This is a genomic window from Anabaena sp. FACHB-1237, from assembly GCF_014696225.1.
Lineage (GTDB): Bacteria > Cyanobacteriota > Cyanobacteriia > Cyanobacteriales > Nostocaceae > FACHB-1237.
Genome location: NZ_JACJPV010000028.1, coordinates 1 through 26,623, shown reverse-complemented (window position 1 = coordinate 26,623; position 26,623 = coordinate 1). Strand labels below are relative to the sequence as shown.

The window sequence follows — 26,623 nt, the reverse complement described above, 5'->3', positions numbered from 1 at the left end:
TTATGTAGCGACTGTTGGTTTGAGGAACGAAACCCAACATTTACGGGGATTTCTTGGGTTTCATTGTGTTAATTTTTACATTTATTCAGCAAGCCCTAGATATTATATTAATGTAATAATTCTTCTATTTGATGCTGACTCCAAAGTTGTCTATATAGTCCTGACTGTGCTAATAATTGGCTATGATTACCAATTTGAACTATTTTACCATTTTCCATAACAAAAATGCGATCAGCAGTGGCTGCGGAGGAAAGTTGGTGAGTAATAAAGATTACTGTTCTTTTCTCCGTACTTATAGCCAAATGATCAAGAATTTGGGTAGCTGTTTGATTATCTACACTAGCAAGTGCATCATCTAAGATGAGAATAGGTGTATTTATTAACATAGCCCTAGCTAGACATGTACGCTGTCTTTGTCCACCAGAAAGGGTGATACCTCTTTCTCCCACTATGGTGTCATATTTTTGGGGGAAATTATCAATTTCTGCATCAATTTGGGCTATTTTACTAGCAGATATTACCTGATCATCATTGCTCACAGGATCGCCATAACGGATATTGTTTTTGACTGTGGTGCTAAACAAAAAGCTGTCCTGGGGGACATAAGCGATCGCTTTTCTTAATTCATTTAATGCTATAGTATTAATATCTAATCCATCTATAAATAATTGTTCTGGTGCAATATCTAATAGACGAGGTATAGCATTAGCTAAAGTAGACTTACCGGATCCAATTGGTCCAACAATGGCAATAATTTCTCCTGGGGCAATAGTAAAATCAATATTTTCTAATGCGGCTTTTGTTGCGCCTGGATAGGTATAACTAAGATTATGGGCTGTAATTTCTCCTTTGATGGTATTTTTTTCTAGTTTAATAGCATCGGGTAAATCTTGAATTTTGGGAGTAACACTGAGAATAGATTCTAACCGATCAAGACTTACTTCTCCTCGTTGATAAGCAGTAATTGTAAACCCTAATAATGCGGTAGGAAAAACTAAACGTTCTACATAAATTAATAAGGCTAAAAAGTCGCTAATGGCTAAATTGCCAGAGGAAATTCTGATAGTTCCCAACCAGATAATTATCAAAGAACTAATATTAGCTAAACCACCAATTAGGGGAAATAAAGTATTACGACTTTTAGCTAATTTTAAGTTAGCCTCTAATAGTTGTTGATTTTTTTGGTTAAAAGCATAACGTTCATTTTCCTCTTGTGCGTAAATTTTAATTAGGGATATTCCGCTAATATCTTCCCTAATTAATTCACTCATATCAGAAAGTTTTTCTTGAACTTCTGCTTGTTCATTGCGTAAGCGATCGCTAAATAAATGTACCATGAAAAACATTACAGGATATACTGCCAAAGAAGCTAGAGTTAAGTCTACACTCAGGGACAGCATTACTGGTAATGTTAAAAGATATGCAAATAAAGTATTAGCTAAACTTAAAATAGCAAAACCGAATAATCTTCTAATATTATCTACATCACTAGTAGCACGACTTATTAAATCTCCTGGAGTATTAACTGTAAAATAGGCAGGTTCTAACTTTAGTAAATGTTCAAAAATACGTTGTTTAAGATTAAATTCTACTTTTCTTCCCACTCCAAAAATCCAAATGCGGGAAGCCATTCTCATTAACCACATTGCGGAACTAAATAAGAAAATGAGTGATGCATAGTATATTACTTGATTAAAACTAAAATTAGTAGAAAGAATATTAATTCCTGAACGAATTAATAAAGGGATATAAGCACCTAAAATATTGACAATAAATAAGGCAATTGTCCCCAAAATAGTTTCTTTCCAATATGGACGTAAATAACTGATAATTTTCTGGAATCTTTTATTTGCCATTTGCAATTATTTTCACTATTAATTATTAATATATAGCAATTCCCACCCCAGTAAGTTACAATTTACCATGTTTTAGCGCGGATAAATGCAGATAAACACAGACAATTTTATAACTTCTTAGAATAGAATATGCTATATATATTGGTTATAAAAGGCAGTTACACAAACAAAATCCACTTATGTGGGTAAATATAACTGAAAGTTGGTTGTTCCTAATCCGTTTTCACCTATCCCTAATTTTAGTTGGTTAAGGGCGACCACGTAAGAAAATATAAATTTGGTTAAGATAACTTTCCCATACTTGTGTTGTCAGTTGTAAAGTTTCCGCATTGGGAACAAAGTCTTCTACTCTTAAACCTCTGTTATTAATTTGTTGGGGGTTTTGTAATAAATAGGATGGTATTTGCAGATTTTGTGCGGAAATGATCATCTGTGCTGGTATATCGGAGACAGTGGAGGTATTATTGGCGGCAATAACTACAGTTGAGGTATTATCTGCTGGATAAATACTACCAACATTGGCTGCTGGTGATCTAACTAAGAAGTAGGCGATCGCTGGCGTACTAGATAGGAGTAAAATAGCTAAAGACCATCCTAACAAATAACCTCCTGGTTTTCCTATTCCTCCATCTTTAATGTTTTTCGCTGCTAAAAATAACATTAATGTCACAGCACCTAATGGTTTAAGCGGAAAGGATATTAATCGCCATAAGGAAGCAACAGCAGGTTCACCAGGATTGAGAAAAGCTAAAGCTAAAATAGCGATCACAATTCCTAAACCAAAGCGACTGACAAAATTGCCTGATGGATACCATTTTTGGAATAAAGTGTAGGCTATAGCAGCAAGTAATAGCCAGAGTAATACACGGCTTAACAGTTGAAACATAGATTCTCTCTCTAGTTCTATCTCTATTTTTTAGGTAGTCAACCTTGACGCAACAAGAAATGGATTAATTTTATCGTTAAACTGTAATTTCACGATCAATTGACTAAAAAAAATACCATACCTCACACTCGACCCTATCAGATTATCTTCGTAGTGATTTTAGTGCAAATTCCATAATCTATACAATCCTTGTTTTATCCTGACAGAACTTACGCAACGGCCACATTGGTAGGGTGTGGTTCGACAAGCTCACCAACCACGTCAGACAATATAAATCATCTAAATAACCAAATTGTTGATATCTGACAACAGATTTTTTAGTGTGACACTTGCGTAAGTCCTACCTGAATGAGATTCTCAAACAACCCAATTTCAAGATTAGGATCATCTAAATATTTTTAACATATCTGTATATTTCCCACAAAAATCATTATAATATATATATATTGTATACAATTAAAATTTAAATCAGTAAAACTCATGTAGACATTTATATCATCAAATATGTTAAAGATTAGTATTTTATGATACTTTTTGATTTGTTGCACCAATGATAATGCAGTATAGGATCTAATTAAGAGTACAAAATATGACAAATTAACTTAGTAAAAATATACTAAATGGAGGCAATAAGGGTTTCAAAGGATCTTCCCATGTTGGGGAGAGGTTTACCAAAGGGGGTTTATTTATACCAGGACTTACGTAACTGGCACATTGGTAGGGTGTGGTTCGACAAGCTCATCAACCGCGCCAGACAGTATAAATCATGTAAATAACCAAATTGTTGATATCTGACGCACCCACTCAACAGATTTTTTAGTGTCACACTTGCGTAAGTCCCATATACATTAAAAACTTTTAAGACATCCTTTTAGTTCAACAAAGAAGTGTCTAATGTTTTGCACAAAGATACTAGTATTTTCTAAATGTATATTATGTCCTACATTAGCAACTATTTGTAATTTTAATAATGGCGAACTTTGCAACATTTCTTGATTAAGATTGACAAATTTATCGTCTTTTTCTCCCACAATTAATAATATAGAGATGATATTATCAAATAATTTATCCCATAAACAAGGTTGAACCCCAGTTCCCATGAATTGTAGGGATTTTACCAATGTTAAAGGGTTATTTTGTAAACGACTATTTAACATATTCTCATAAAATTGCTGATGTTTAATATTGCCAAAAATTGGTTGTTGATACCAAAAATCAAGAAATTTGTAAAATTCAGATGTATTAGCTATACGGGTTAATTTTCGAGCAATTTGTTGATCATGTTTAATTCTGGATAACCTGGCAATTTGGGTTAATAAACCTGGGGAAGCAGACTCTAAAATTACCTTAATAAACCTATCAGGAAAATGTAGAGTGAGATATAAAGCTAATCTTCCTCCCAGAGAATAACCAATGAGAAAACATTGATGAATTTGTAAGTTATCTAATAAATGAATAAGAGCGATCGCTGTATTTTCCATAGTATAACATTCATCATGTAAAACTTGAGTTTTACCATGGCCAGGAAGATCAACACAAAGATAGGAAAAATCATCATTTAATAAATTAATGACAGAGGAAAATTCATGAATATTCCCCATAAAACCATGTAAAAACAAAATCACAGGTTTTTGCGAATGTTCAATTAAACAATAATTCCAAAGATAGTTTTGATTTTGGATCACTTGTCAAATTTTAACCACAATTACTGAAACAAACATAACTTAACAACTGAAAGCTGACAGTTTAAGGGAGAAACCTATCCAAAGCAGCTTTTAGCTGTGCAATTTCTGTATCTATATTTCCCTCTTGTGCTGCTCTAGCAATACACTCAGTTAAATGTTCATCTAAGACAATTCTTGCTACCTTATCTAAAGCTCCGCGTACTGCGGCAATTTGTAATAAAACATCAGGACAAGGGGTATTTTGTTGTACCATACTTTTAATACCCCGAACATGACCTTCTATACGAGAAAGACGATTAACAATACGTTTTAAAGATTCTTCACTGTGAATATGAGGATGAAGAGAATCTACTGATGTATGATGGAGATCATCATGGTGATGATCACGAGACTCTTCTTCCTGTTCAGATACTAAGGAAGAATCACGAATTGATGGATTAGCTACATTCATCATAGAATGAGAGTGTGAGATTGATTGACCTTAATCAAATCCTAGCTCACATTGACATAAAATCCATCAAAAGTAGTGCAGGCATCTTGCCTGCAAACATAGATAACATTAATCAAAAGCCCGCAAACATAAACAACATCAAGAAAATAAATAACAGCAATAAGAGATAGACATTAAAATATATATACTTCCGTAAGTTCTAAGAAAAATGTCACCAGGAGGATCAAAATAGTGCCAAATTGGTTTTCCAAAGTTATCCATCGTCAACGTCGTTGGTTTTACGCTTCGCTAATGCGAACATATCGAGAAATTAGTTCTGCTTCCGTAGATGATCTATGGAAAAAAGTAGTTGATTTAACAGACGTTTCCTGGCATCCTTTATTAAAAAGTACCAATGTGCCATTAGGGTTAGTTCCCAAACCAGGGTTAATTTTTCTTGCTGTGACTAGGTTTTGGCCTATTCCTATTCACATCTTTGTGGAAAGAGTTAACCCTAAACAAATGTTAAGTATTCGTGTTCTCGCTATTCCTGGAATTGAAGAACGCATCACTTATCAAGTAGAATCTATGGTGTGTGGTTCTTGTTTATCTTATTCTGTGACTTTACGAGGTTGGTTATCTCCCTTAATATGGTTTCTATCACGACCTTATGTAGATAGAGTAGCACGTTGTCTCATAGAATCCGTAGAAAACTCTCTTTCATAAATTAGTTTTATATTATATGTATTGTAAAATGTGTCAGATGCCACAATTCATAATATCTTCTCTACTCTGACGCATTTTACGGTTTATAAGATTTCACTATTGATAAAAGCATTTATCTATATTGATTAAGCGTCACAAACATTGACATCTCCAGAAATTAGATGCGCGGTTTACACAACCCTTGTAGACAAGTTGCATTTAATATCATGTCCGTTTGAACACTTATCATATTTGTTGATGCTGGTAATGGGTAATTGGGAAAAGGCAATACAATGATAAGCTGTTGTGCCTTTAACTTGAATCATTAATACAAGCAAGATGCTTGTGCTACTGTAACTTCAGGTTTTTTAATTATACAGTGAGTGCTGCACATTAGCTTAAACTATATCGTAAGTGATTGAACCGACATGATATTAATCCTAAGTCATTACTCGGACATGGTATAATCTGCATAAGTCAAGTAAATAAATATCTTTACATTTTTTATGCCCCAATAAATCAATTATTTAAGTTTGATAAGAGATGCAAGGAAGATGCTTGTACTACTTTATATAATGATCAGATTCAATTTTACCATAATCTAATTTAATGATTCTATCTGCTAAATGAAAATAATGATCATCATGACTAATAACTAAAATTGTTTTACCTTGTTGTCGCAATTCTGGTAATAATTGATTATAGAATATATCTTTAAAGATGGGATCTTGATCTGCTGCCCATTCATCAAATAAATAAATAGGACGATTTTCTAAATATGCTGTTAATAATGCTAATCTTTTTCTTTGTCCTTGGGATAATGAAATAGTAGAAAGTTCTCCTTTTTCTATCTTAACTTTTTTATCCAGTTGTAATTTATGCAAATATTTTTGTACTTGAATTTCTAATTCTTTATCTCCTAAATTATTTCCTAAGCCAAACAATTCATCAAATAAGTAAAAATCAGAAAATATCACCGAAAAATGTTGACGATACCATTCTCTATTACGATCAGAAATTACCTCTTGATTAAAAATAATATTACCAGACTCAGGAATATATAAACCAGTAATTAACTTAGCTAAAGATGACTTTCCACTGCCATTTCCTCCGACAATGAATACTAATTCTTGGGGATATAATGTTAAATTAATTGGACCAAGGGTAAAACTGCTATCATCTTGATCTGTATAATAGTTATGGACAATATTTTCTAATTGTAAACTTTGCCAATTGATAATATTATCAGTAGGAATAATGCCGTTTTCACTGCGACTTGCAAGAGATAAACCCAAAGATTCAATTTTTTGTAATGCTACACTAGCTTTACTAATTAATGGTAAATTATTAGCAATATTATCCATTGGTAACATTAAATAAGTAAAAGTGAGAATATATCCCGATAAAGTAGCAGCATTAATAGTTAATAAATATGGTAAAACAAATAATACAAAACCAATAGCAAAGAAAAAGATTAATTTACCCCAACTTGTGGTAGTAGCAAATAATGTTAAACCTTGAGTATTATGACGCAGAAATAGTTTAGCATGATTTTCTAAACGATGACTGAGAAAAAATTGCCGACGTTGATAATGTAATTTTAATTCTTTAATTCCGGCGGTAATTGTGCTAAAATCTTTAAATAAACTATCTTGATCTTCTCTAGCAGCAGCTAGTAATTTTTCTCCCTTATCTAACAACAATTTACAACTACTAATGGCCACTATCATCAAAGTAACAACCATGATAAAAACTAACCATGATAACCAAGTGATATATAATAAACATCCTAATGCCATTGATAAATCAATACACAAAAAAGGTATGATATAAACAGCATTAGCTACGGCTTGTACATCCTCTGTTAAGGTTGCTAATAGTCGGGGATTGCCTAATTTTTCTAAATGGCTTAATTCTGAATTTAATATTTGCTGACTTAACCGCACTCGCAATTGTAAAACGGCATTTTGTGATAAACGAATCAGCATGATTTGAGAAATTACCCCCGTAATTAATGCCACAATTACTAAACCTAAAAAACCCCAAGCAACGGTAGATAAAGGAGATGTATTGCTTTTACTAGCTGCATTACTAATAACTGCTATAAGTCCCGCACTACTAGCACCACTTAAAAAACCTGTAATAATAGCTATTACTACCATTAACCAAGACGAACGTAACAGGAAGTAGATTAAATTCATGATTGATGTATCTCTGTTTTTCTTAATAATAAAAGGGCTGATGTTGATCTTATCTATATCAGCTATTTTATTTTACTGCTATGGGGTTTATGCAGCGATCGCTTTTTCCCATTTTTCTGATCCTATTAACCCCAATTTTCATCCTCCTGTAACTATTCTCAAACCTTTATGCGGAGTAGATACAGACAGTTATGAAAATTTAGTTTCTTTTATTATACAGGATTATCCGCAATACCAAATTATTTTTACTGTACGGGATGAAAAAGATCCAATTATACAAATTGTGCATAAATTGATTGAAGAATATCCAAATAAAGATATTAGTTTGGTGATTAAAAATGATATTATTGGCGCGAATTTAAAAATTAGTAATCTTGCTAATGGTTATGATTTAGCAAAATATGATATTTTAGTTATTGCTGATAGTGATATTCGGGTAAATAGCGATTATTTAAACAGTATTATTCCACCATTACAAGATGAAAATGTGGGAGTTGTTACCTGTTTATATCGTTCCCAAGCTACAGGAATAACGGCAATTTTAGAAGCTATTGGTACAGCGACGGATTTTCAACCTTGTATTTTAGTCAGTAAACAATTACAAGGGGTAAAATTTGCCTTTGGTTCTACTATTGTGATCCGCAAAAATGTATTATTAGAAATTGGTGGTTTGGCAGGTATATCTGATTATTTAGCAGATGATTATCAATTGGGATATTTACCCAGTCAATTAGGGTATAAGGTGATTTTATCTAATTATATAGTTACCCATAATTTAGCTAAAAGTAAGTTTTTAGATTCTCTCAATAGACAAATTCGTTGGGCTAAATGTGTTCGGGTTTCTCGTCCTGGAGGTTATACTGGTTTAATGTTTACTTTTGGTACTATTTCTAGTTTAATTTTATTGATTATTAGTAAGTTTAGTTTATGGGGAATTACCCTTTTATTTATTACTTGGTTATGCCGATTTTTCATGGCTTGGGTAATAGGAATAAAGGTGATTAATGATGAGGTTACTAAACGCTATTTTTGGTTGATTCCTGTTTGGGATGTGGTAAGATTTAGTATGTGGATTTATAGCTTTTTTGGTAATAAAATTACATGGATGGGTAAAAGGTTTGCATTAGTTAAAGGTGGTAAATTAGTAATGTTGAAAGAGCAGGAAGATAAATATCTCTGATTTCTTGAGGAAGTCGGAGATATAGATATAATTGTTGTCTTAATGAATATTTTTATAGTCACGCCAAAAATCTTTTGTATAGTGTGTTAGACTGCATTCCTACAAATAAACAGATTGTTGATATCTGACGCACCCTACCAATGTGCTGGCCAAGTGTTGTACATTGTGATGATAGTTCTCACTAAATTATAAAAGCATAGGAAAATCAGGAGAATTTGATGAATAGTTGTATTTTGATGGTGGAAATCTATGATAACCCTCAACTGCGTCACACACCAGACGGGTTAGAAGTTACAGAAATGATCGTTCATGTACCAGGAACAAAGCCAGATGATCCCACTCATCCCTTAAAAGTGGTTAGTTGGGGAAATTTGGCCAAAGAAGTGCATCAAAATTATCATCAGGGCGATCGCGTAATCATTGAAGGGCGTTTGGGCATGAATACCATCGAACGCAGTGAAGGATTTAAGGAAAAACGTGCAGATTTAACCATTCAAAGAATCCATTTAATTGGACAAGTCAGCAGTCATAGTAGTTCCCCCACAACAACAGCAACGAGAACTGCACCACCTGCACAAACTCCGGTGGCACAAGCAACAGCACAACCTACCTATTATCCTCCAGCAACAGTTCCACAAACACCTCCACAACCAGCATATCAACAAACCTATCAACCCGCACCAGTTCAGCCTGCCTATACTGAACCAGTTAATCCTGATCCTGATGATATTCCATTTTAATAAAATGTAGCGTATATTGTAACTGCCAGATCCCCGACTTCTTTAAGAAGTCGGGGATCTAAATTGTGAATAATTATTCATGTTCATTTTACTTATTGTTACTGATCAATTGAAAATAAAAATCTCTGTCATCCGTTAACTAGAGGCAAGACTTGAGTATTTGTGGTATTTGTAGTATGTGTAGGGTGCGTTAGCTACAGCCGTAACGTACCATTAATCAAGTTGTTCACATCCCCGAATTCTAAGCTGTTGTGCCTTTAAATTGAATAATTAATACAAGCAAGATGCTTGTGCTACTACGGTAGTGATATTTAATTTATTCTTGATTTATTTATTATAGTTATTTTATATTCAAACATCAAACAATATAAACAGGATTTACGCAAAAATGAGATTATTCTACAATCACCAATTACCAATCACCTATTCCCCGCTAACTTCCCCCCATTCTCTAATTGCAGGAAATACAGAAGAATAATCGTCTTCAGGATAAGACATTTTCATGGTAGAATGTAAAATCTCTTTAACACCTTCAATACTACTAAGATTTAAACCAACAGATTTAGCTTCAGAAATAAATAAATCTACTTCTTTAATTAATTGTTTGATGGTTAAATTAGCATTTGTGTAATTACCATCTAACATTCTTTGCAAATTTTGATCGAATGTAGGAGCATATAATTTGCTATCACGTAGTATGCTCATAAATAAATCTACATCAATACCTTGCAATTGTACAAAAGCGAGACTTAAAGCAAAGCTGGTTGTTAATGAAGCAATAAGTTGATTTAAAGCTAAAGTTAGAGTAGAAGCAGTACCTACATTACCTATGTAAACAGGAGATTTGCCAAAATTTTGTAATAACTTTAAATGGCGTTCATACTGTTCTCTTTCTCCTCCTACCATAACTATTAATTCGCCTATAGTCGCTTCAGGAATGCTACCAAGTACAGGGGCTTCTATATATTCGCCACCAGCCGCAACTACTGTATCTCTAATTTCTTGGCTTTCTAAAGGTGTAATAGTTCCCATTTGGATCACACTACGTCCTGATAAAGTATGCCAAGAAGTGTCTGTTAATAAAACATGATAAATAGCTGCGGCGTTAGAAAGCATTAGAATGATACAGTCAGCAGAGCGAATTGCTTCCCGAGGTTTAGTAGCAATTTGCGCTCCTGCTTGCCGTAGTGGTTCTAATTTTTCTGGGGTGCGATTATAGGCTATTAACTCTACGCCAGCAGCTAATAACCTTTGAGCCATCGGTAGTCCCATCAATCCTGTGCCCAGAAATGCCACCTTCATTTTTTATGTTCCTTAGTCAGTAATTGTATCTAACCGCCTGCGGCAAATGTCACCATGATTACTACGGAAAGTAAGATGCCAGGGGAAAGGAGAGTAATTAGTACGAACAGATCATGAGCAGTCATTATGATGTTCCTTTTTGTGAGTGTGACTTTTCATCTCTAGTTATACTAATCTAATTCACAGAAATACCGGATTGTTAAAGAGAGTTTTAATTTTTTCTCTTTTTTTGCTCTTGTTTTACCTGTGGTTTCTACTCTGGTATTTTTAAGCCTTGAAGTGGCTGTAATCTTTGTGTTTCTGTGAGTCCCTGGCTTTGGATTAATACTCCAAAGTTACCTAATCCTGTAGGATCAATTAGTTGATGTAATGCCTGTCGACGTTGCAATATTTGAGAAATTGGTTGAGCAATTGGTTGTGATGTTTGACTAAGATATGCTAATCTTTCTCCTAGTCCCAAGGCCATTAAAAATAACCCTTGTTGTGTATAACCAATTGTGTCTAAACCACAGTTTTTACCCCAATTTTCTAAAGCTGTAAAATCAACATGGGCGGTAATATCTTGTTTGCCAATATTGATGTATGGGTTGTGATGATGACGATGTTGGTAGTAGCACTGTAATGTTCCCTGCGATCGCCTGGGGTGATAATAACGATGTGCAGGATAGCCATAATCAATTGTTAACACATAACCAGACTTTAAGCAGTCTGCTACTATACTCAACCACTGTAAAGCCGCTAAATTAATCTCACTGCGATAATCATTTTCATAGGCATTACTATCAAATTGACTAACATCTATGCCCACTAACTCTAAATATTCTCCTAGTTTACTGGTGGACACTGCTGCTATTTCTTCTTGGAATTGAGGAATTAGATTATTTTCTTCCTCTTCTGTAATTGTGACATAAATTTCTTGTAATTGACCATCTTTTATGATGAATTGATGAACTGGAAAAGCATCTACTAATTCATTAGAAAAAAAACAGCCAATTATCGCTTTATATGCTATATCTGACCATTGATACCAATGCAAAGGTAATTTATCTATCAAATGTTGTAAACGTTGTTTTTGTTGTTGCTGTAACCTCGGTGATTTTTCGATAATTATGTAATGCAATGATTGGAAGAAATCGGGATAATTTTGTTGGATATAATGCAAAATTTGCTCGGCTAAAATTCCCTGGCCTGCGCCCATTTCTACTAGGTGAAAAATGCTAGGTTGATCTAAAATTTCCCACATTTGTAAAAATTGTTGAGCTAATAATTCCCCAAAATCATGACTTAAATTTACGGAGGTGAAAAAATCACTATCTTTAAAGCCGATTTTTACGGCATTAGTATAATAGCCATGATCGGGATCATATAAAACTAGATCCATATATTCTGCAAAAGTAATGCGCTTTTGTGGACTAGTAATAATGCGGTTAGCGATCGTATGACAAAGTTGTATATTAGAATCTAAGTGAGGAGAATTGAAAGAAGAAAAATTTATCGGCATTATCACAAAAGTTATAAGATTGATTTTTGAATTATGAGAGTTTCACCCACAAATTGTGGATGATTAGTCAATGAAAAGATCAAAGCCTCAATTATGTTATATATTATAAATGTATTGTTATAAATGTATTGGGAATACATTAATTACTGGAGAAACAACAAAAGCAAGTATAGCTATTCCCATTCAAGTGAAATACAAGCAGTAATAATTGAACATAAATGGACGCAGATAAGCGCAGCCAATTTTGTACTTCATTAGATTATAAAACGCTATATTAAGGTTTGTTAGTAACAACGAAAATTATTTTATATGGGTCAGTTAAAACAAAATTCTAGTGATTTTTTTTGAAGCTACCTGCTGATCAAGTCAGCGATAATAAATATAGTGTAGATAATGGTAGTTTTTCGTATTTTGTTACTCCAAAAAAAGTAGAAGTTTGGCGTTATGGTAGACCAATTAGTGCCAATAATTTCGATCATTGATTTTGTCAATTATAGGACTTATGCAAGTGTCACACCACAAATCTGTTGTAGGGTACGTTATAACGCACCCTACCAATGTGCCAGTTACGTAAGTCGTGAATTAATTTATTGATAATTTATTGACTAAATCAAAAATAAGTTGGGGATCGTATTAAAGAAAACTAATAGCTAATAACTGATAGCTAAATGCTGACATTCTGGTAGTTCATGATTTCATTACAAATACCTGATGTGACAGTTTGAATAACTGAATATAGCCGCTAGTAGATAGTAGTTAATCAGTATAAAATCAGTAGAGATTAAATCTAGTTAAAACTAGAAAAACTATTGCAAAAGTCCAGATAAAGGAGTGGGTAATTATGGAATATATGGCATATTCTTATATGTATATGGAAAATGAAGATAAAACAGGAAATATAGAATTAATTCTTCCTCAATGGGAGTTTAATTTGTTGAAATTTTTTAAATCTTCTACTTGGTTAACTATGGCTGGTATTACTGTATTGTTAGCTGTAATTAATCAGATGCAATTTGCATCAGCAGAATATGTAAGAACTAATGGTAGTTGTTTATATGTGCGGACTGAACCAAGTATAGATAGTTCTTCAGTAGCTTGTTTACCTAATGGTAGATATATTGGAGAAACAGGAAACGTTAGTAATGGGTATGCAACAATTTCTACAGGACGATATCGAGGTTATTATGTAGCAGAAAGATGGACTGGTAATACTCCTGGCTATCATAGTCGCAGATATAATCGTCGTTATGGTGCTGCAAGACGGGTTTCTTTAGGTTATGGCGCACGAGGTCATAGAGTTAGAAAAATTCAGCGAGCCTTGGGAATTAGGGCAGATGGTGTGTATGGGTCAGGAACTGTTTATGCGGTAAGAAATTTTCAAAGACGTAATGGTTTGCGTGTGGATGGGGTAGCTGGTCCACAAACTCGTAGGGTTTTAGGGATTGACAGTTGACAGTTGACAGTTGACAGTTGACTGTTAACTGTTAACTGTTGACTGTTAACTATAATCGTTGTAAAATACTTAACCCATGAGTATCAGTACCACAGGTATTGTACAACTCATAATCTGAAGCCATCATAAGTATATCCATAGTTTCTTGAACACAAGGATACCAAGGTTTAGGATTTTTATACGCATAAAAAGACTCTACACCATCAATGCCACATTCTACCGCAGCCGGAATTAAATCAAACAGCGACTTTTTATAACGTGCTGGATGTGCTAACACTGCTAAACCTCCAGCATCATGAATAGCACTAATAATATTAGCTGCTTGATAATATTTGCCTGTAGTAGCTTGTGATTGAACATAAGGTTTTATACTAGAGCTTTGAATATCAAAACTGTAGGCTAAAATATGCACTTCCACATCTAAAAGATTAGCGTTAATTTCCACACCACTCCACAAATGGGGAGCATGATCATCAGGATGATTACATCTCCACTCTTCTAACCAATTTAAAGCAACTTGATAACCACCCACACTATGATGATCAGTAATAGCTAAACCTTGTAAACCATGAGCGATCGCTTGACTTATTAACTCATGAGGTTGCAACTTACCATCAGAGTGAATTGTATGCAAATGAAAATTGAAAAACAGAGGACAACTTTCTGCGTTAATGTTCAGAAACACTTGCTTGAGTAACTCAGTAGAAACCGTAGTCTGGGCAAAATTTACAACCATAACTTCCCTACATACATAAGACATTGTTCCAGAAAACACAACCAACGGGCAGTTAAAACTACTTCTTCAGTAGCATCCATAGATGTTTACGATATATCAACACTACCTTAGCAAATATTTACGTTAACGGCGATGAGTATTTTCAATGACTTTTATCACAAATAACAAAATTAATTTCAAACAGTTAATTATAACCAGTTCCGTGATCATTGTGACAAATTTCAAAAGTGGTGCCAGCATTTTACTTGCATAAATTATAAGCAAATAAAAAATTAGTAGGGTACGTTAGCTATCTTTGTAACGTACCAAATTAGCATTCAGTGTTGAAAATCCTTCCAGTAGCGTAAAGCACTAACATTATAGCAAGAATCGCTCCATGGAGGTACAAAAAGCCGGAATTAGAAGCACATATAGCTTTCTTCCCCGATGAATTAATAACCCAAGTTGCTAGTTATTAATTTTCGGATATTTTGTAGTCTGTAGGGTGCGTCAGGCAGGATAATTTAGGTTAAAATCACCAATTTTAAGATTCTGACGCACCCTACTTCATCTAACTGGCAACTTACGTTAATAGTAGCCCAAAAGCTAACAATTATTAACAATTAAACCTGTTCTGAAAATTAAATGTGCCTTTTCTGCAACCCTTGTAGAGACATTCTATAGAACGTCTCTACATTAATTACCACCAAATGTCTATTACTTACTTATACTTCACGGCAGTCACAGATATATAGTGACTATATTGAGTTATCAGAACAACATTAAGTGATTGAACGCTACATATCAAATCATTTGCTAGTCTAAACCCAATAACTCCCCATTTCCAGGAGTTACTTCACCAATTAAATAAGCTGAAATATCATGAGAATGAAAATGATTAATAGTATGCTGTGCTTGAGAAGGTGGAACTAATAGAACAAAACCAATACCCATATTAAATGTATTATACATAGCTTCACTATTAACATTTCCTGCTTCAGCTAACCATTTAAACACCGGAGGAATATCCCAGCTACCCAAATTAATGTTAATTGCTTGATTTTGACCCAAACATCTGGGTAAATTTTCTGGTAAACCGCCTCCAGTAATATGCGCCATACCATGAACCTCTAAATCCAACCTTAAAGCATCCAAAACTGATTTAACATAAATTTTAGTAGGAGTAAGAAAGATTTCGCCTAGACTTTTACCATCTAATAAAGTTGGTTTATCATCCCAACTAAACCCACCATCATCAACAATCTTTCTAACCAAACTTAAACCATTACTATGAATACCAGAACTAGCTAAACCGATAGCTACATCGCCTAGTTGTACCTGAGAACCATCTAATATCCGGCTTTTTTCCGCAATACCTACACAAAAACCAGCTAAATCATATTCACCAATTTGATAAAAACCAGGCATTTCCGCAGTTTCACCACCCAATAAAGCGCAACCAGCTAACTTACAACCAGTAGCAATACCGGAAACAACCTGGGTTAATTGTTCTTTATCTAATTTACCTGTAGCGACATAATCTAAAAAGAATAAAGGTTCAGCACTAGAAGTCAAAACATCATTAACACACATTGCTACCAAGTCAATACCCACAGTATCATGAATATTGAGCAGATGGGCAATTTTCAGCTTTGTACCCACACCATCCGTACCAGAGACTAGCACTGGTTCTTGATAACCAGTGGGAAGTTGAAAACAGCCGCCAAAACCACCCAATCCGCCTAAAACTTCTTTTCTAAAGGTACTATGAACCAGATTACGAATTTGATCTACAAAAGCTCTACCTGCTTCAACATCAACACCTGCATCCCGATAATCCATATCGAATCACACCATCAGCAATTTATCAATTAGCCAATTATAGCAGGTAATGGATAATTGATCATGGATAAATTGATAAGCTGTTGTGCCTTTAACTTGAATAATTAATACAAGCAAGATGCTTGTGCTACTGTAACTTCAGGTTTTTTAATTATACAGTGAGTGCTGCACATTAGCTTAAGAGGTGATTATTAAAATGATTATTCGTAGATTGGGTTCAATAAAGAGAAACCCAACTATGAATAAATTTTTACTGGCTAATAACGGCTATACATTCAATTTCTACCAGGACATTTTTAGGTAAACGTGATACCTCTACACAAGCACGCGCTGGGGCTGTATCTTCTGAAAAATATTGAGCATAAACCCCATTTACTGCGGCAAAATCATCCATATTAGCTAAAAATACGCCAGTTTTTACTATATCTTTAAATGTTGCTCCTGCTGCTGTGAGTATCGCTTCAATATTTCTCATTACTTGTTCTGTTTGTTTGATGACATCATCTCTATAAACTACCTCACCTAGACGCGGATCAATGGCAATTTGTCCAGCGACAAATAGCATTTTTCCAGATGCGATAATGGCTTGATTATATGGACCCACGGGTGATGGTGCGTTATCAGTATGAATTACTTCACGAGTCATGGTTATCTCTTTTACTAAGGGTGCATTTTCTGGGTGGAAGTTTAAATTAATATCTGTGGTATAAACTTCTCTATCTGGCATTATCGCACCTGTGAGGTCAGCATTTTCAAAGGTTGCTCCATAAATATTTGTGCCGGTTAAGTCTACTGCTACAAGTCGCGCATAATAAACAATGTACAATTTTCTTCCATAGGAGTTTCTTTTCCCTCTACGTGTATGAGAAACCATCCATTTCCTGATATCCTAAAACCGAGAAATTATGCAAACAAAATATCAAGATGGAAAGCCCAAAAACCCCCCATTGGTTTGTTCGCAGAGATATAGACGGCTTATTTGGCCTAGCTCTGGATAACTTCATTCAAATATTATTAATAGTCAGCTTATGCGAAGGTGTACTAGGTTTTGCCCCTGGTCTAGTCTACGGTAGAATCTTACCCGGAGTCGCCTTAAGTCTGATTATCGGTAATTTTTATTATGGTTGGTTAGCAAAAGAACAAGGCACAAAAGAACAACGCGATGATATTACAGCCCTTCCTTATGGTATCAACACTATTAGTTTATTTGCTTATATATTTTTAGTTATGCTACCGGTAAAATTAGCCGCATTAACCAAAGGTGTATCTCCTGAACAAGCAGCAGAAATAGCATGGCAAGCGGGCTTAGTCGCCTGTTTAGGTTCAGGTTTAATTGAACTTTTTGGTGCGTTTATTGTAAACCCATTACGACGAATTGCGCCGCGTGCTGCTATGCTTTCCACTTTAAGCGGTATCGCTATTACATTTATTGCTATTGGCTTTTTATTTCGCACCTTTGCTAATCCTGTGGTGGGTTTAGTTCCGTTAGGTGTTATTCTTGTCACATACTTTGGCAAAGTACATTTTCCCATACCTGGAGGTTTATTAGCTGTATTACTGGGCATTGCCCTATCCTGGGGAACAGGTTTAGCTACGTGGAATAATGCTAAATTTACTGAAGCTATGACACCCATCGGCTTTTATTTTCCTAATCTATTTTTAGGACAACTTTGGGCAAGTCGCACGGTTTTAGTAGAATATTTTAGCATTATTTTACCAATGGGATTATTTAACTTAGTTGGTAGTATTCAAAACCTAGAAAGTGCTGAAGCAGCCGGAGATAGGTATCCTGCAATACCAGCTTTAGCTACTAATGGTATTGGTACTATCGTTGCTGCGGTTTGTGGTTCTTGTTTTCCCACTACTATCTATATTGGTCATCCTGGATGGAAAGCATTAGGAGCAAGAGTAGGTTATTCTATTGGTAATGGTGTGATTATGGGTGTTCTTTGTTTAAGTGGCACTGTTGCCATGTTCGCCTATTTTGTTCCTATAGAAGCAGGTATGGCCATTGTCCTATGGATAGGTATTGTAATTGTCGCTCAAAGTTTCACCGCCACACCCTCTCATCACGCCCCAGCAGTGGTTGTAGGCTTGTTGCCAGGTATTGCAGGATGGGGAACATTAATCGCTAAAAATGCCCTGCGTGCCGCGGGTTTAGGCACTGTGGAGAAACCATTTACACCTGCTTTAATTGAACAGTTTAAGTTAAGTGATACCTATATTCATGGGGCTTTTGCTTTAGAACAGGGTTTTATCTTTTCAGCGATGATTTTAGCCGCCATTACGGTTTTTATTATTGAACGGGATTTTCGTCAAGCTGCTTATTGGTCCTTGGGTGGTGCTGGTTTATCTTGGGTGGGGTTAATGCACAGTTATCAATGGACTATTGCGGATACTGTGGTTAATTTGGGTTGGGGAACTGGCTCTAGTTGGGCTGTGGGTTATGTTTTACTGGCTATTTTGTTCTTTTATGTCTGCTATATAAAACCTAGACAAAACTAGACTTTACTTTCTACTTCAATGGGAGCATGGGAGCATGGGAGCATGGGAGCGGTTATCCCTCAGTAGACTTACACGCTTTAGCCAGACGCGATAAATTAATTGCGGCATTTAGATCCCACATTCCGCACCCCCCAGTGTCACAATCGGTAATTTCGGATTTTTGAAGACCTTTGAGGATAATTTTAATACAAAATGGTCTAAAGTTTAGGTAGCGATCGCCAATCTCAAATCCCTAAATGACCATTTTTCGTTGTGTGACAGTTTAGGGTGCGGAAGGTGGGTTTAAACACTGAATTTTCCGAATTTTTAAATCAAGTTTACCCCATTTGTATCCACATTCAGAGCCAACTTGACTTGTTGCTTCCCATCTACTAATAACATTGAAAAATCATTTCGAGAAGTGGCTGAAAAAATGAATTTTCAAGTGCTTGAGTTTAATGGTGAAGATAATCACGTTCATGCACTTATTGAGTATCCGCCCAAACTATCTATCTCCCAGATAGTAAATGCTTTAAAAGGCGTATCTAGTCGTAGGTATGGGCGGCTATAAAAACCCCATAACGAAGCATTATGGAGTCCCAGTTATTTTGCTATCTCCGTAGGAGGTGCGCCGCTAGAGATATTAAAGGAGTATATCAAAAATCAAGAAAAGCCTTCCTAGAAGGACGGGGCTTGTATCCCATTATTTTCGGTCAGAAAATAGTCCGATGCCTTTTCTACGACACGCTCTGCGTAAGGCGATCGCTGCCATCGCTAATAAATCAAAATCATACCCCAATTGAGCAACGCCCCTGATAGCCGATGGTTAATACCTGACAGTTAATATTTAGTTGTAGCAATCATCAGAAGAACAAATATAGGGAAAAGATGGGGATCGCTTGCAAAAATCTTCACAATTTGTTACAAAAGTACAAATAACTTCTAGCGACCCAAATTCTCATGTTAGGCGGACTTACTGGTTTTACAGATCCTAAAGGCACAGATTGGGGAGAGCGAATGCTCAACACAGTCGCCAGCCAAACGATTCGCCATTTGTTCACCAAAAGCGAGTCAGTAGAAGTTTTAGTACGGTGCTATCCCTCCAGCAAACTTCTGCAAGGCAGTATTGATAGCTTTAAAATGAGCGGTTCTGGCTTAGTCATTCGTAGGGATTTCGGCGTTGAGGAAATGTCTTTTGAAACTGATGCTGTGGCCATTGACTTCGCCTCGGTTTTAAGTGGTAAACTCACCCTCAAACAACCTACCCAAGCAGTAGCTCAAGTAGTTTTATCGGAAACAAACATAAATCGCTCTTTTCAATCGGAATTAGTCAAAAAACGGTTAATTAATCTCACACAACCCACTTTAATCGCTTTCTCTGACAATCACCCAGTTTCTTTTACTGAAGTTACTGTTAAACTCTTACCAAATAATCGCTTACAACTGTCAGCACAGGCTGATTTGGGTAACGAAAAACTTATACCTCTAAATATGATTTTAAGTATCGGGATTGAAAAAAGAAGACGAGTTTCTTTTAAAAACCCGGAAATTCAACTTGAGCAAATACCAGAAGCACAAAGAGAAATTTCTCAAAGTTTAAGTTTGGCACTAGTGGAAATTTTAGACAATATGGTTGATTTAGACCGTTTTGATTTAGATGGAGTAAAACTGCGGTTAAATCGTTTAGAAACCCAAGGAGAGAGATTAGTTTTTAGCGGATACGCCGAAATTGAACGGATTCCGAAAACTGTTTCATAGGAGTAGGGGCGAACGGCCGCTCGCCCGTTCGCACCTACGGGAGTCAGAATCAAAAATTTTCACTCTGCACCCCGGACCCCGCACTTTACTTACCTACCTACACCTATATATTGAAATCCTGCCTTAGTCATCTGCTGCGGATTTAAGAAGTTACGTCCATCTATCATCACTGCATGACTCATCAGTTTGGCCATTTTACCATAATCTAAGGTACTAAATTGTTGCCACTCTGTGACTAAAACTAAAGCATCACAACTATCTGCTAATCTTTCAGCATCCGTTTCTACTAACACTCCAGAAAGTCCATGACGCATTCCTGTCTGGGAAATAATGGGATCATAGGCTTTAACTCTTGCTCCTAAACGGTTAAGTTGTTCAATTAAATTTAGTGCGGGAGCATCTCGTAAATCATCGGTATCTGGTTTAAATGTTAATCCTAATAAACCAATCGTTTTACCTTTAAGAATTTTTAAAGCCTGTTGTAGTTTTTCCAAGGCTATTAAACGCTGCTTTTCATTAACCGTTACAGCCGCTTTCATCAGTTGCGCTTCATAACCATAGTCATCCGCAGTATGAATTAAAGCAGAAACATCCTTAGGGAAACAAGAACCACCCCAACCTATACCAGCTTGCAAAAACTTGTTACCAATACGCGAATCTAAACCAATACCTTTTGCAACTTGAGTAACATCTGCACCAACGCGATCGCAAATATTGGCAACTTCATTAATAAAACTAATCTTTGTCGCCAAAAATGCATTAGCTGCATATTTAATCATTTCGGCTGAACTTAAATCTGTCACCAGTACAGGTACAGGTGGCAAAGATTTATCTTCGGCGAATTGACGTTCCACAATGGGCGTATAAAGTTCTTTCATCATCCCTAGCGCTTGTTCACTGTTTCCTCCTAAAACAATTCTATCAGGATTAAAGGTATCATATATAGCCGAACCTTCCCGTAAAAACTCTGGGTTACTCACCACATCAAAACTATTAGCGATATCTGATCTATTTTCACCAGTTTGTTTTTGACGTTCCGCAAGACCATCTAAAATAATCATTTTTACCCAGTCGCCTGAACCTATGGGGACGGTAGACTTATTAACGATGACTTTATAACCACCAGTGAGATTTTCTCCAATGCCACGCGCTACAGCTTCTACATAACGGGTATCACTTTCGCCATTAGGTAAAGGTGGTGTACCCACAGCAATAAACAGAATTTCTCCATGGGCTACACCAGCACCTAGATCACTGGAAAACTGAATTTTGCCATTACTAATAGCACCTTGCATAATTTCCGAAAGTCCAGGTTCAAAAATGGGGGACTGGCCAGACTTCATTAAATTAACTTTTGCTTCATTATTATCTATACAAATAACATCATGTCCAACATGAGCTAAACAAGCTCCTGTAACTAAACCGACATAACCTGTACCAATGACACAAACACGCATTTTTTTATTCCTAATTTAATTTGAGTTTGATTTTGTTAATGTGTTAGTAAACGCACAGATAAGGAGTAAGTGCGGGGAAAATTCATGCATTGAAAAGTTGAAATTCTTTATTCTGACTTCTGGCAAATGGCCGTTCGCCCCTACCGACTCCTTATTTACCCACGCGCTCCCGAAAATCTTCTATTGTTAGTTTTAACCCTGATTGTAAAGGAATGGTAGGTTGCCAATTTAATAGGGTTTTTGCCTTCGTAATATCAGGACGACGGCGGCGGGGATCATCTGATGGTAAAGGTTCAAATTTGATTTCTGCGTTAGGATTAATTAAGTTTTGCACAGTTTGTGCTAGTTCTAAAATGGTATATTCATCAGGATTACCTAAGTTTATCGGTCCTGTGTTTTCACCATTCATTAATTTTATTAACCCGTCTACTAAGTCAGAAACGTAACAAAAACTGCGGGTTTGTTGTCCTTCTCCATAAACAGTGAGAGGTATTCCTTTTAACGCTTGTACCACAAAATTACTGACTACCCGACCATCATTTTCTAACATTCTCGGACCGTAGGTATTAAAAATTCTGGCCACGCGAATTTGCACGTTATTTTCTCTGTAGTAGTCAAAAGACAGAGTTTCAGCTACTCGTTTACCTTCGTCATAGCAAGAACGAATACCGATGGGGTTGACACTACCGCGATATTCTTCTGTTTGGGGATGAATTTCAGGATCTCCGTATACTTCGCTGGTAGAAGCTAATAAAAATCTAGCTTTGACTCGTTTAGCTAAACCTAGCATATTTAATGTCCCCATGACATTAGTTTTCACGGTTTTAATGGGATTATATTGATAATGTACTGGGGATGCAGGACAGGCTAAATGATATATTTGATCTACTTCTAAACGTATTGGTTCAGTAATATCATGACGAATAACTTCAAACAAAGGATGATCTAACCATTTGAGGATGTTTTGTTTACGGCCTGTGTAAAAGTTATCTAAACAGATGACTTCATGACCTTCATTTATCAGTCTATCAATGAGATGAGAACCAATAAAACCAGCACCACCAGTGACTAAAATTCGCATAAGTTGATTTTGGGAGTATTTTTCTAGTTGAGATACAATTGCTATTTTGCTTTTTTATGTTTACTACCGCAATAGCTTATAACATATTAGGGAAGAATTATAACAGAAGATCGAGAAGTTGGAGCGAGCAACCGTTCGCCCGTACGGTAGTGAGAATAGAGAATTTTCACGTCTGGTTACCTACACAGTGCACTCTGCACTCTCTAGGATGATGTAAAATTCAACTTTTGAGGATTGATGATTGATAGATCCATTTGTGAGACTGTGATATTAGGATATTGTGGTTCTGCCAAAATTATCACTGAGCAAGTTAGTTGTTTTGTCAGTTGGGTAGTAAGATCATTGATGGGTAATGATCCAGGACTATTATGCTGTCGAGTAAAGGGAAATATCACTAAATCATATAATCTAGCAGCTTGTAAAATGGCCTGGGGTAAATTGTCATGGGTGATGACTTGTACTTCTGGTAATATGGATAGGCTCAAGGGAGATAAAAGTTTATAAATATACGATCGCCTACTTTTTATTTGATCATCACTATTGCTTAATTTTCTACTTGGTAATATCCCAGGAAAATTCCTAGTTTCATTAATACACACATTCAATAAAGTTAAGTGAGCTTGATTAGCATCTGCTAACTTTTGGGCAAAATTAATAGTTTCTAACCTTGGTCTAAGTAGATTTTCTATAGGTAAAAGAATACGTCTAATTCTTTTAGGCGAATCAACCAATCGCGCTACCACTACAGGACAATGAGCAGACCATAAAACATCATTTATCAGACTACCAAATAAACGCTGTCTTAAACCATCACGTTTACCCCAACCCATAATAATTAAATTGGCTTTTTGTTCTCGTGCAGCCCTAACAATAGCAGGTGCATAATTATCATCTATTCTTATTAACGGTTCTATATTAATTCCTAAGAATCTACTTTGACTCATGGCTTTTGCTAATAAGAGTTCACAGCGTTGGTATGCTATTGACAAATTTTTAGTATTCATTTTAGCAGTAGCATGAGCGATCGCTAAAGGAATAACCTTACCTTGACATGGTTTAGACAACAAAGCGGCCATTTCCATTAAATTTTGCTGATTTTGAGGATTATATAGTGGTACAATCACAGTAAAATTTTCATTTTCTAACTTTTGTTGAGGTACAAATAAATTTATATTAATAGATTGATTTACGGATTGATTTACAAACGTATTAGTTAAACATAAACCCAATTTACTAGTTAACCAAAGGCTAAAAACCGAAGTCATCAACATCAGAATAATCATACTATAAAATAATTCTGTGGATAACAAACCAACCCGTAAACCTTCCATAGCTACAGTTAATATTATTCCCACCACAGGAATTGATAAAGACCACATCATTAAAGTTTCTGTCCATTGATATCTATAGAATAGTTTTGTAAATAAAGCTGCAATAAATTTAGTAATAAATAAACTGAAAAACATCAAAATAGCTAAAGTGATAATTTGGTGATTATTAATAATAGTGTTGACATCAATTTTTAAACCTAGACAAACGAAGAAAATAGGTATAAATACAACATTACCAATAAAAAGTAACTTTTCCTTAACAGCACCATCTCCCAGAGTAGCATTAATCGCTAAACCAGCTAAAAACAAACCTAAAATTTTTTCAATACCGATTAATTCTGCCCCTAGTACTGATATAAAAATAGATAAAATCACAAAAACAAACTTTCTATCATCATAATCACCAATATGTTTAAAAAATTCCTGTCCCAGAAAATTTAATCCCACTAAAATCAGTAATAAATAAATAGCTATACCAATTAGTTTACTAATTAAATAATTAATCTCAAAATTAGGGAAATGATCAAACTTAATACATAAAACCAAGATAATTAAACTAGCTAAATTAGTAATTAAACTAGCAGTCATAGTTACCTTAACAGCATGACTTTTTAGAACACCCCAACCGCTAATAAGGGGGTATGCTAAAGGAGTATAAGCAGCAATACTAATACCGATAAATATAGAATTAATATGAGATAAATTCAGAAATTTGCCTAACAAAATTCCGCCAGTCAAAGATAAAATGAGAGTAAAAATAGTAAATATCAAAACTGGTAATTTATCATAGCGAAAAAGTTGTAAATCAAATTCTAAAGCCGTGATAAATATTAAATAATCTAAACCAATATTAGATAAGAGACTTATCATAGGAGATGAAGACTCAAGCAAATGCCAACCTGATGAACCTAAAGCTATTCCCGCAGTTACTAAAGCTACTAAACCCGGTAATTTTAATTTTTCCACCACCTTATGAACTACTAAAATTACTAATAGTAAAATAGCGAAAGGAAAAATATACTGTCTCCAAAATTGAGTAGGTTCTAAAGCCAAAATAAATGACAGAGATTTCATAATATCAGAGGAGTCAGGAGCAGGAAAAAATATATTTTACCAATTACCAATTACCAATTATCACTTCAAGACTGAATTTGACTTAAAATCAAGCGTAAACGATCATAATCATCTTTGAGTAATAAACTCAGGTATCTACCAGCTTTAATTAACCATTGTCGATCATGCTTTCGTAATTGATAGATTTGTCTAATCGTAGCAGCTATTAAAGATTCCACAGTTACACCACTGACTAGTAGTAAGGTTTGTAAAAAATCTAGTTGTTCAGTAAATTCAATAATGGCGGTAGGTTCACAGATATAAACAGCTTGATGAATTTGTGGAGGCCGAGGTGGTAAATATTGATAAATGCGTTTATTAACATTATTTTGATTTTGTGAAAATTCCAAAGCTCTAAAACCGACAATAATAGCTTTAAACTCAGTTTTTAACATAGCAAAAATTTGGGGTTGTTCTTCCCGCAAAGCTTCCAAAGATAAACCCATAGCTACCGCTCGATGGACAGAATCTATAGGCATAGTGGTAGCATGATAAACTACCCCATAAACTAGATTATTGGATTCTTCGTCTTTAGCACAAACCCAACTACCAAAAGGTGGCATTGGTGGGAAACTTAAATCATCAGGTTCTAAACACTGGGCTAAAAATTCCATAGTGCTAGTTTCGATGACTTCTGCAATATGATGAGGATGACGTTCTCCTATAGCAAATTGTGGTAAGGGTAGACGCATAAGTCAGTAGTCAGTAGTTAGTAGTTAGGAGTCAGTAGTCAGAATACTAAGAGGACTTTTTTATTCCCTGTTCTCTGTTCCCTGCTGATACTTTTAACCGAGACATTCCCTGACATCTGAGATATCGTGAAGGTCCAGTACAACATTACCAACTGAGTTGATAAAGGTGGTATCCCACATTGCCTTGAGGAAAATCCCCAAAGCTCCATTA

Annotated in this window: 21 protein-coding genes and 1 pseudogene; 8 read left to right on the top strand and 14 right to left on the bottom strand. The window is 35.2% G+C overall.

What is annotated here, in order from left to right; translation table 11 throughout:
- Window positions 1-107 precede the first annotated feature (107 nt).
- The 4 genes from H6F32_RS14010 to H6F32_RS13995 all read right to left on the bottom strand — a co-directional run bounded on the left by H6F32_RS14010 (window position 108) and on the right by H6F32_RS13995 (window position 4,878).
- Complete coding sequence (locus H6F32_RS14010; RefSeq protein ID WP_190369942.1) at window positions 108-1,856, bottom strand: ABC transporter ATP-binding protein; 1,749 nt, start codon at window positions 1,854-1,856, stop codon at window positions 108-110.
- Between the two features lie 247 nt (window positions 1,857-2,103).
- Entirely contained in the window at window positions 2,104-2,742 is a 639-nt protein-coding gene (locus H6F32_RS14005) for a hypothetical protein (RefSeq protein ID WP_190369941.1), read from the bottom strand.
- Between the two features lie 848 nt (window positions 2,743-3,590).
- Window positions 3,591-4,424: a 2-succinyl-6-hydroxy-2,4-cyclohexadiene-1-carboxylate synthase gene (menH, locus tag H6F32_RS14000; RefSeq protein ID WP_190369965.1), complete on the bottom strand. Its 834-nt coding sequence runs from the start codon at window positions 4,422-4,424 to the stop codon at window positions 3,591-3,593.
- A 64-nt stretch (window positions 4,425-4,488) separates the two neighbouring features.
- Complete coding sequence (locus tag H6F32_RS13995) at window positions 4,489-4,878, bottom strand: metal-sensitive transcriptional regulator (protein ID WP_190369964.1); 390 nt, start codon at window positions 4,876-4,878, stop codon at window positions 4,489-4,491.
- A 231-nt stretch (window positions 4,879-5,109) separates the two neighbouring features.
- On the opposite strand from H6F32_RS13995, the gene H6F32_RS13990 reads away from it, so the two are divergent.
- On the top strand, window positions 5,110-5,583 hold the full coding sequence (locus H6F32_RS13990; RefSeq protein WP_190369940.1) for an SRPBCC family protein: 474 nt from the start codon (window positions 5,110-5,112) through the stop codon (window positions 5,581-5,583).
- Between the two features lie 542 nt (window positions 5,584-6,125).
- On the opposite strand, the gene H6F32_RS13985 is transcribed toward H6F32_RS13990, so the two are convergent.
- A complete protein-coding gene (locus H6F32_RS13985; protein ID WP_190369939.1) occupies window positions 6,126-7,763 on the bottom strand; it encodes a cyclic peptide export ABC transporter in 1,638 nt (545 codons plus the stop codon).
- A gap of 40 nt (window positions 7,764-7,803) precedes the next feature.
- Between H6F32_RS13985 and hpnI the strand changes: the two genes are divergently transcribed.
- Entirely contained in the window at window positions 7,804-8,943 is a 1,140-nt protein-coding gene (hpnI, locus tag H6F32_RS13980; RefSeq protein ID WP_242031138.1) for a bacteriohopanetetrol glucosamine biosynthesis glycosyltransferase HpnI, read from the top strand.
- A gap of 218 nt (window positions 8,944-9,161) precedes the next feature.
- On the top strand, window positions 9,162-9,683 hold the full coding sequence (locus tag H6F32_RS13975) for a single-stranded DNA-binding protein (RefSeq protein WP_190369937.1): 522 nt from the start codon (window positions 9,162-9,164) through the stop codon (window positions 9,681-9,683).
- Between the two features lie 423 nt (window positions 9,684-10,106).
- Here H6F32_RS13975 and H6F32_RS13970 read toward each other — a convergent pair whose 3' ends face one another.
- Together H6F32_RS13970 and H6F32_RS13965 are read right to left on the bottom strand one after the other, a co-directional pair.
- On the bottom strand, window positions 10,107-10,985 hold the full coding sequence (locus H6F32_RS13970) for an NAD(P)-dependent oxidoreductase (RefSeq protein ID WP_190369936.1): 879 nt from the start codon (window positions 10,983-10,985) through the stop codon (window positions 10,107-10,109).
- Window positions 10,986-11,238: 253 nt separating this feature from the next.
- Window positions 11,239-12,486, bottom strand: a complete 1,248-nt coding sequence (locus H6F32_RS13965; RefSeq protein WP_190369935.1) for a class I SAM-dependent methyltransferase — start codon at window positions 12,484-12,486, stop codon at window positions 11,239-11,241.
- Window positions 12,487-12,830: 344 nt separating this feature from the next.
- On the opposite strand from H6F32_RS13965, the gene H6F32_RS13960 reads away from it, so the two are divergent.
- Window positions 12,831-12,968, top strand: a complete 138-nt coding sequence (locus H6F32_RS13960) for a hypothetical protein (RefSeq protein WP_190369934.1) — start codon at window positions 12,831-12,833, stop codon at window positions 12,966-12,968.
- 359 nt (window positions 12,969-13,327) lie between these two features.
- The gene (locus H6F32_RS13955; RefSeq protein ID WP_190369933.1) at window positions 13,328-13,939 is read left to right on the top strand and encodes a peptidoglycan-binding protein; all 612 of its coding nucleotides are present in this window, start codon (window positions 13,328-13,330) and stop codon (window positions 13,937-13,939) included.
- Between the two features lie 49 nt (window positions 13,940-13,988).
- On the opposite strand, the gene H6F32_RS13950 is transcribed toward H6F32_RS13955, so the two are convergent.
- From H6F32_RS13950 to H6F32_RS13940, 3 genes are all read right to left on the bottom strand, one after another.
- The gene (locus H6F32_RS13950) at window positions 13,989-14,675 is read right to left on the bottom strand and encodes a PHP domain-containing protein (protein ID WP_190369932.1); all 687 of its coding nucleotides are present in this window, start codon (window positions 14,673-14,675) and stop codon (window positions 13,989-13,991) included.
- Between the two features lie 795 nt (window positions 14,676-15,470).
- Window positions 15,471-16,496 (bottom strand): phosphoribosylformylglycinamidine cyclo-ligase, encoded by a 1,026-nt coding sequence (gene purM, locus H6F32_RS13945; protein WP_190369931.1) that lies wholly within the window; start codon window positions 16,494-16,496, stop codon window positions 15,471-15,473.
- 250 nt (window positions 16,497-16,746) lie between these two features.
- Window positions 16,747-17,370 carry a Rid family detoxifying hydrolase gene (locus H6F32_RS13940; protein WP_190369930.1) on the bottom strand — a complete coding sequence of 208 codons (624 nt, stop codon included), beginning with the start codon at window positions 17,368-17,370 and terminating at the stop codon, window positions 16,747-16,749.
- Between the two features lie 50 nt (window positions 17,371-17,420).
- Here H6F32_RS13940 and H6F32_RS13935 point away from each other — a divergent pair, with 50 nt between their 5' ends.
- The 3 genes and pseudogenes from H6F32_RS13935 (at window position 17,421) to H6F32_RS13925 (ending at window position 20,738) form a co-directional block, all read left to right on the top strand.
- The gene (locus H6F32_RS13935) at window positions 17,421-19,001 is read left to right on the top strand and encodes an NCS2 family permease (protein ID WP_190369929.1); all 1,581 of its coding nucleotides are present in this window, start codon (window positions 17,421-17,423) and stop codon (window positions 18,999-19,001) included.
- Between the two features lie 379 nt (window positions 19,002-19,380).
- Window positions 19,381-19,662: pseudogene (gene tnpA / locus H6F32_RS13930) on the top strand (IS200/IS605 family transposase); the annotation flags it as partial.
- A gap of 278 nt (window positions 19,663-19,940) precedes the next feature.
- Window positions 19,941-20,738 (top strand): DUF2993 domain-containing protein, encoded by a 798-nt coding sequence (locus H6F32_RS13925; protein ID WP_190369928.1) that lies wholly within the window; start codon window positions 19,941-19,943, stop codon window positions 20,736-20,738.
- Between the two features lie 89 nt (window positions 20,739-20,827).
- Here H6F32_RS13925 and H6F32_RS13920 read toward each other — a convergent pair whose 3' ends face one another.
- The 4 genes from H6F32_RS13920 to H6F32_RS13905 form a co-directional block, all read right to left on the bottom strand.
- A complete protein-coding gene (locus tag H6F32_RS13920; protein WP_190369927.1) occupies window positions 20,828-22,195 on the bottom strand; it encodes a UDP-glucose/GDP-mannose dehydrogenase family protein in 1,368 nt (455 codons plus the stop codon).
- 151 nt (window positions 22,196-22,346) lie between these two features.
- Window positions 22,347-23,276 (bottom strand): UDP-glucuronic acid decarboxylase family protein, encoded by a 930-nt coding sequence (locus tag H6F32_RS13915; RefSeq protein WP_190369926.1) that lies wholly within the window; start codon window positions 23,274-23,276, stop codon window positions 22,347-22,349.
- A gap of 203 nt (window positions 23,277-23,479) precedes the next feature.
- Window positions 23,480-25,681, bottom strand: a complete 2,202-nt coding sequence (locus H6F32_RS13910) for a cation:proton antiporter (RefSeq protein WP_190369925.1) — start codon at window positions 25,679-25,681, stop codon at window positions 23,480-23,482.
- Window positions 25,682-25,746: 65 nt separating this feature from the next.
- A complete protein-coding gene (locus tag H6F32_RS13905; protein WP_190369924.1) occupies window positions 25,747-26,412 on the bottom strand; it encodes an HAS-barrel domain-containing protein in 666 nt (221 codons plus the stop codon).
- Between the last annotated feature and the right edge of the window lie 211 nt (window positions 26,413-26,623).

Bases quoted from the DNA above. Each gene is read 5' to 3' on its own strand.
- H6F32_RS14010 (WP_190369942.1), bottom strand. From the start codon at position 1,856: ATGGCAAATAAAAGATTCCAGAAAATTATCAGTTATTTACGTCCATAT.
- H6F32_RS14005 (WP_190369941.1), bottom strand. From the start codon at position 2,742: ATGTTTCAACTGTTAAGCCGTGTATTACTCTGGCTATTACTTGCTGCT.
- H6F32_RS13995 (WP_190369964.1), bottom strand. From the start codon at position 4,878: ATGAATGTAGCTAATCCATCAATTCGTGATTCTTCCTTAGTATCTGAA.
- H6F32_RS13985 (WP_190369939.1), bottom strand. From the start codon at position 7,763: ATGAATTTAATCTACTTCCTGTTACGTTCGTCTTGGTTAATGGTAGTA.
- hpnI (WP_242031138.1), top strand. From the start codon at position 7,804: ATGTTGATCTTATCTATATCAGCTATTTTATTTTACTGCTATGGGGTT.
- H6F32_RS13975 (WP_190369937.1), top strand. From the start codon at position 9,162: ATGAATAGTTGTATTTTGATGGTGGAAATCTATGATAACCCTCAACTG.
- H6F32_RS13970 (WP_190369936.1), bottom strand. From the start codon at position 10,985: ATGAAGGTGGCATTTCTGGGCACAGGATTGATGGGACTACCGATGGCT.
- H6F32_RS13965 (WP_190369935.1), bottom strand. From the start codon at position 12,486: ATGCCGATAAATTTTTCTTCTTTCAATTCTCCTCACTTAGATTCTAAT.
- H6F32_RS13955 (WP_190369933.1), top strand. From the start codon at position 13,328: ATGGAATATATGGCATATTCTTATATGTATATGGAAAATGAAGATAAA.
- H6F32_RS13950 (WP_190369932.1), bottom strand. From the start codon at position 14,675: ATGGTTGTAAATTTTGCCCAGACTACGGTTTCTACTGAGTTACTCAAG.
- purM (WP_190369931.1), bottom strand. From the start codon at position 16,496: ATGGATTATCGGGATGCAGGTGTTGATGTTGAAGCAGGTAGAGCTTTT.
- H6F32_RS13940 (WP_190369930.1), bottom strand. From the start codon at position 17,370: ATGGTTTCTCATACACGTAGAGGGAAAAGAAACTCCTATGGAAGAAAA.
- H6F32_RS13935 (WP_190369929.1), top strand. From the start codon at position 17,421: ATGGAAAGCCCAAAAACCCCCCATTGGTTTGTTCGCAGAGATATAGAC.
- H6F32_RS13925 (WP_190369928.1), top strand. From the start codon at position 19,941: ATGTTAGGCGGACTTACTGGTTTTACAGATCCTAAAGGCACAGATTGG.
- H6F32_RS13920 (WP_190369927.1), bottom strand. From the start codon at position 22,195: ATGCGTGTTTGTGTCATTGGTACAGGTTATGTCGGTTTAGTTACAGGA.
- H6F32_RS13915 (WP_190369926.1), bottom strand. From the start codon at position 23,276: ATGCGAATTTTAGTCACTGGTGGTGCTGGTTTTATTGGTTCTCATCTC.
- H6F32_RS13910 (WP_190369925.1), bottom strand. From the start codon at position 25,681: ATGAAATCTCTGTCATTTATTTTGGCTTTAGAACCTACTCAATTTTGG.
- H6F32_RS13905 (WP_190369924.1), bottom strand. From the start codon at position 26,412: ATGCGTCTACCCTTACCACAATTTGCTATAGGAGAACGTCATCCTCAT.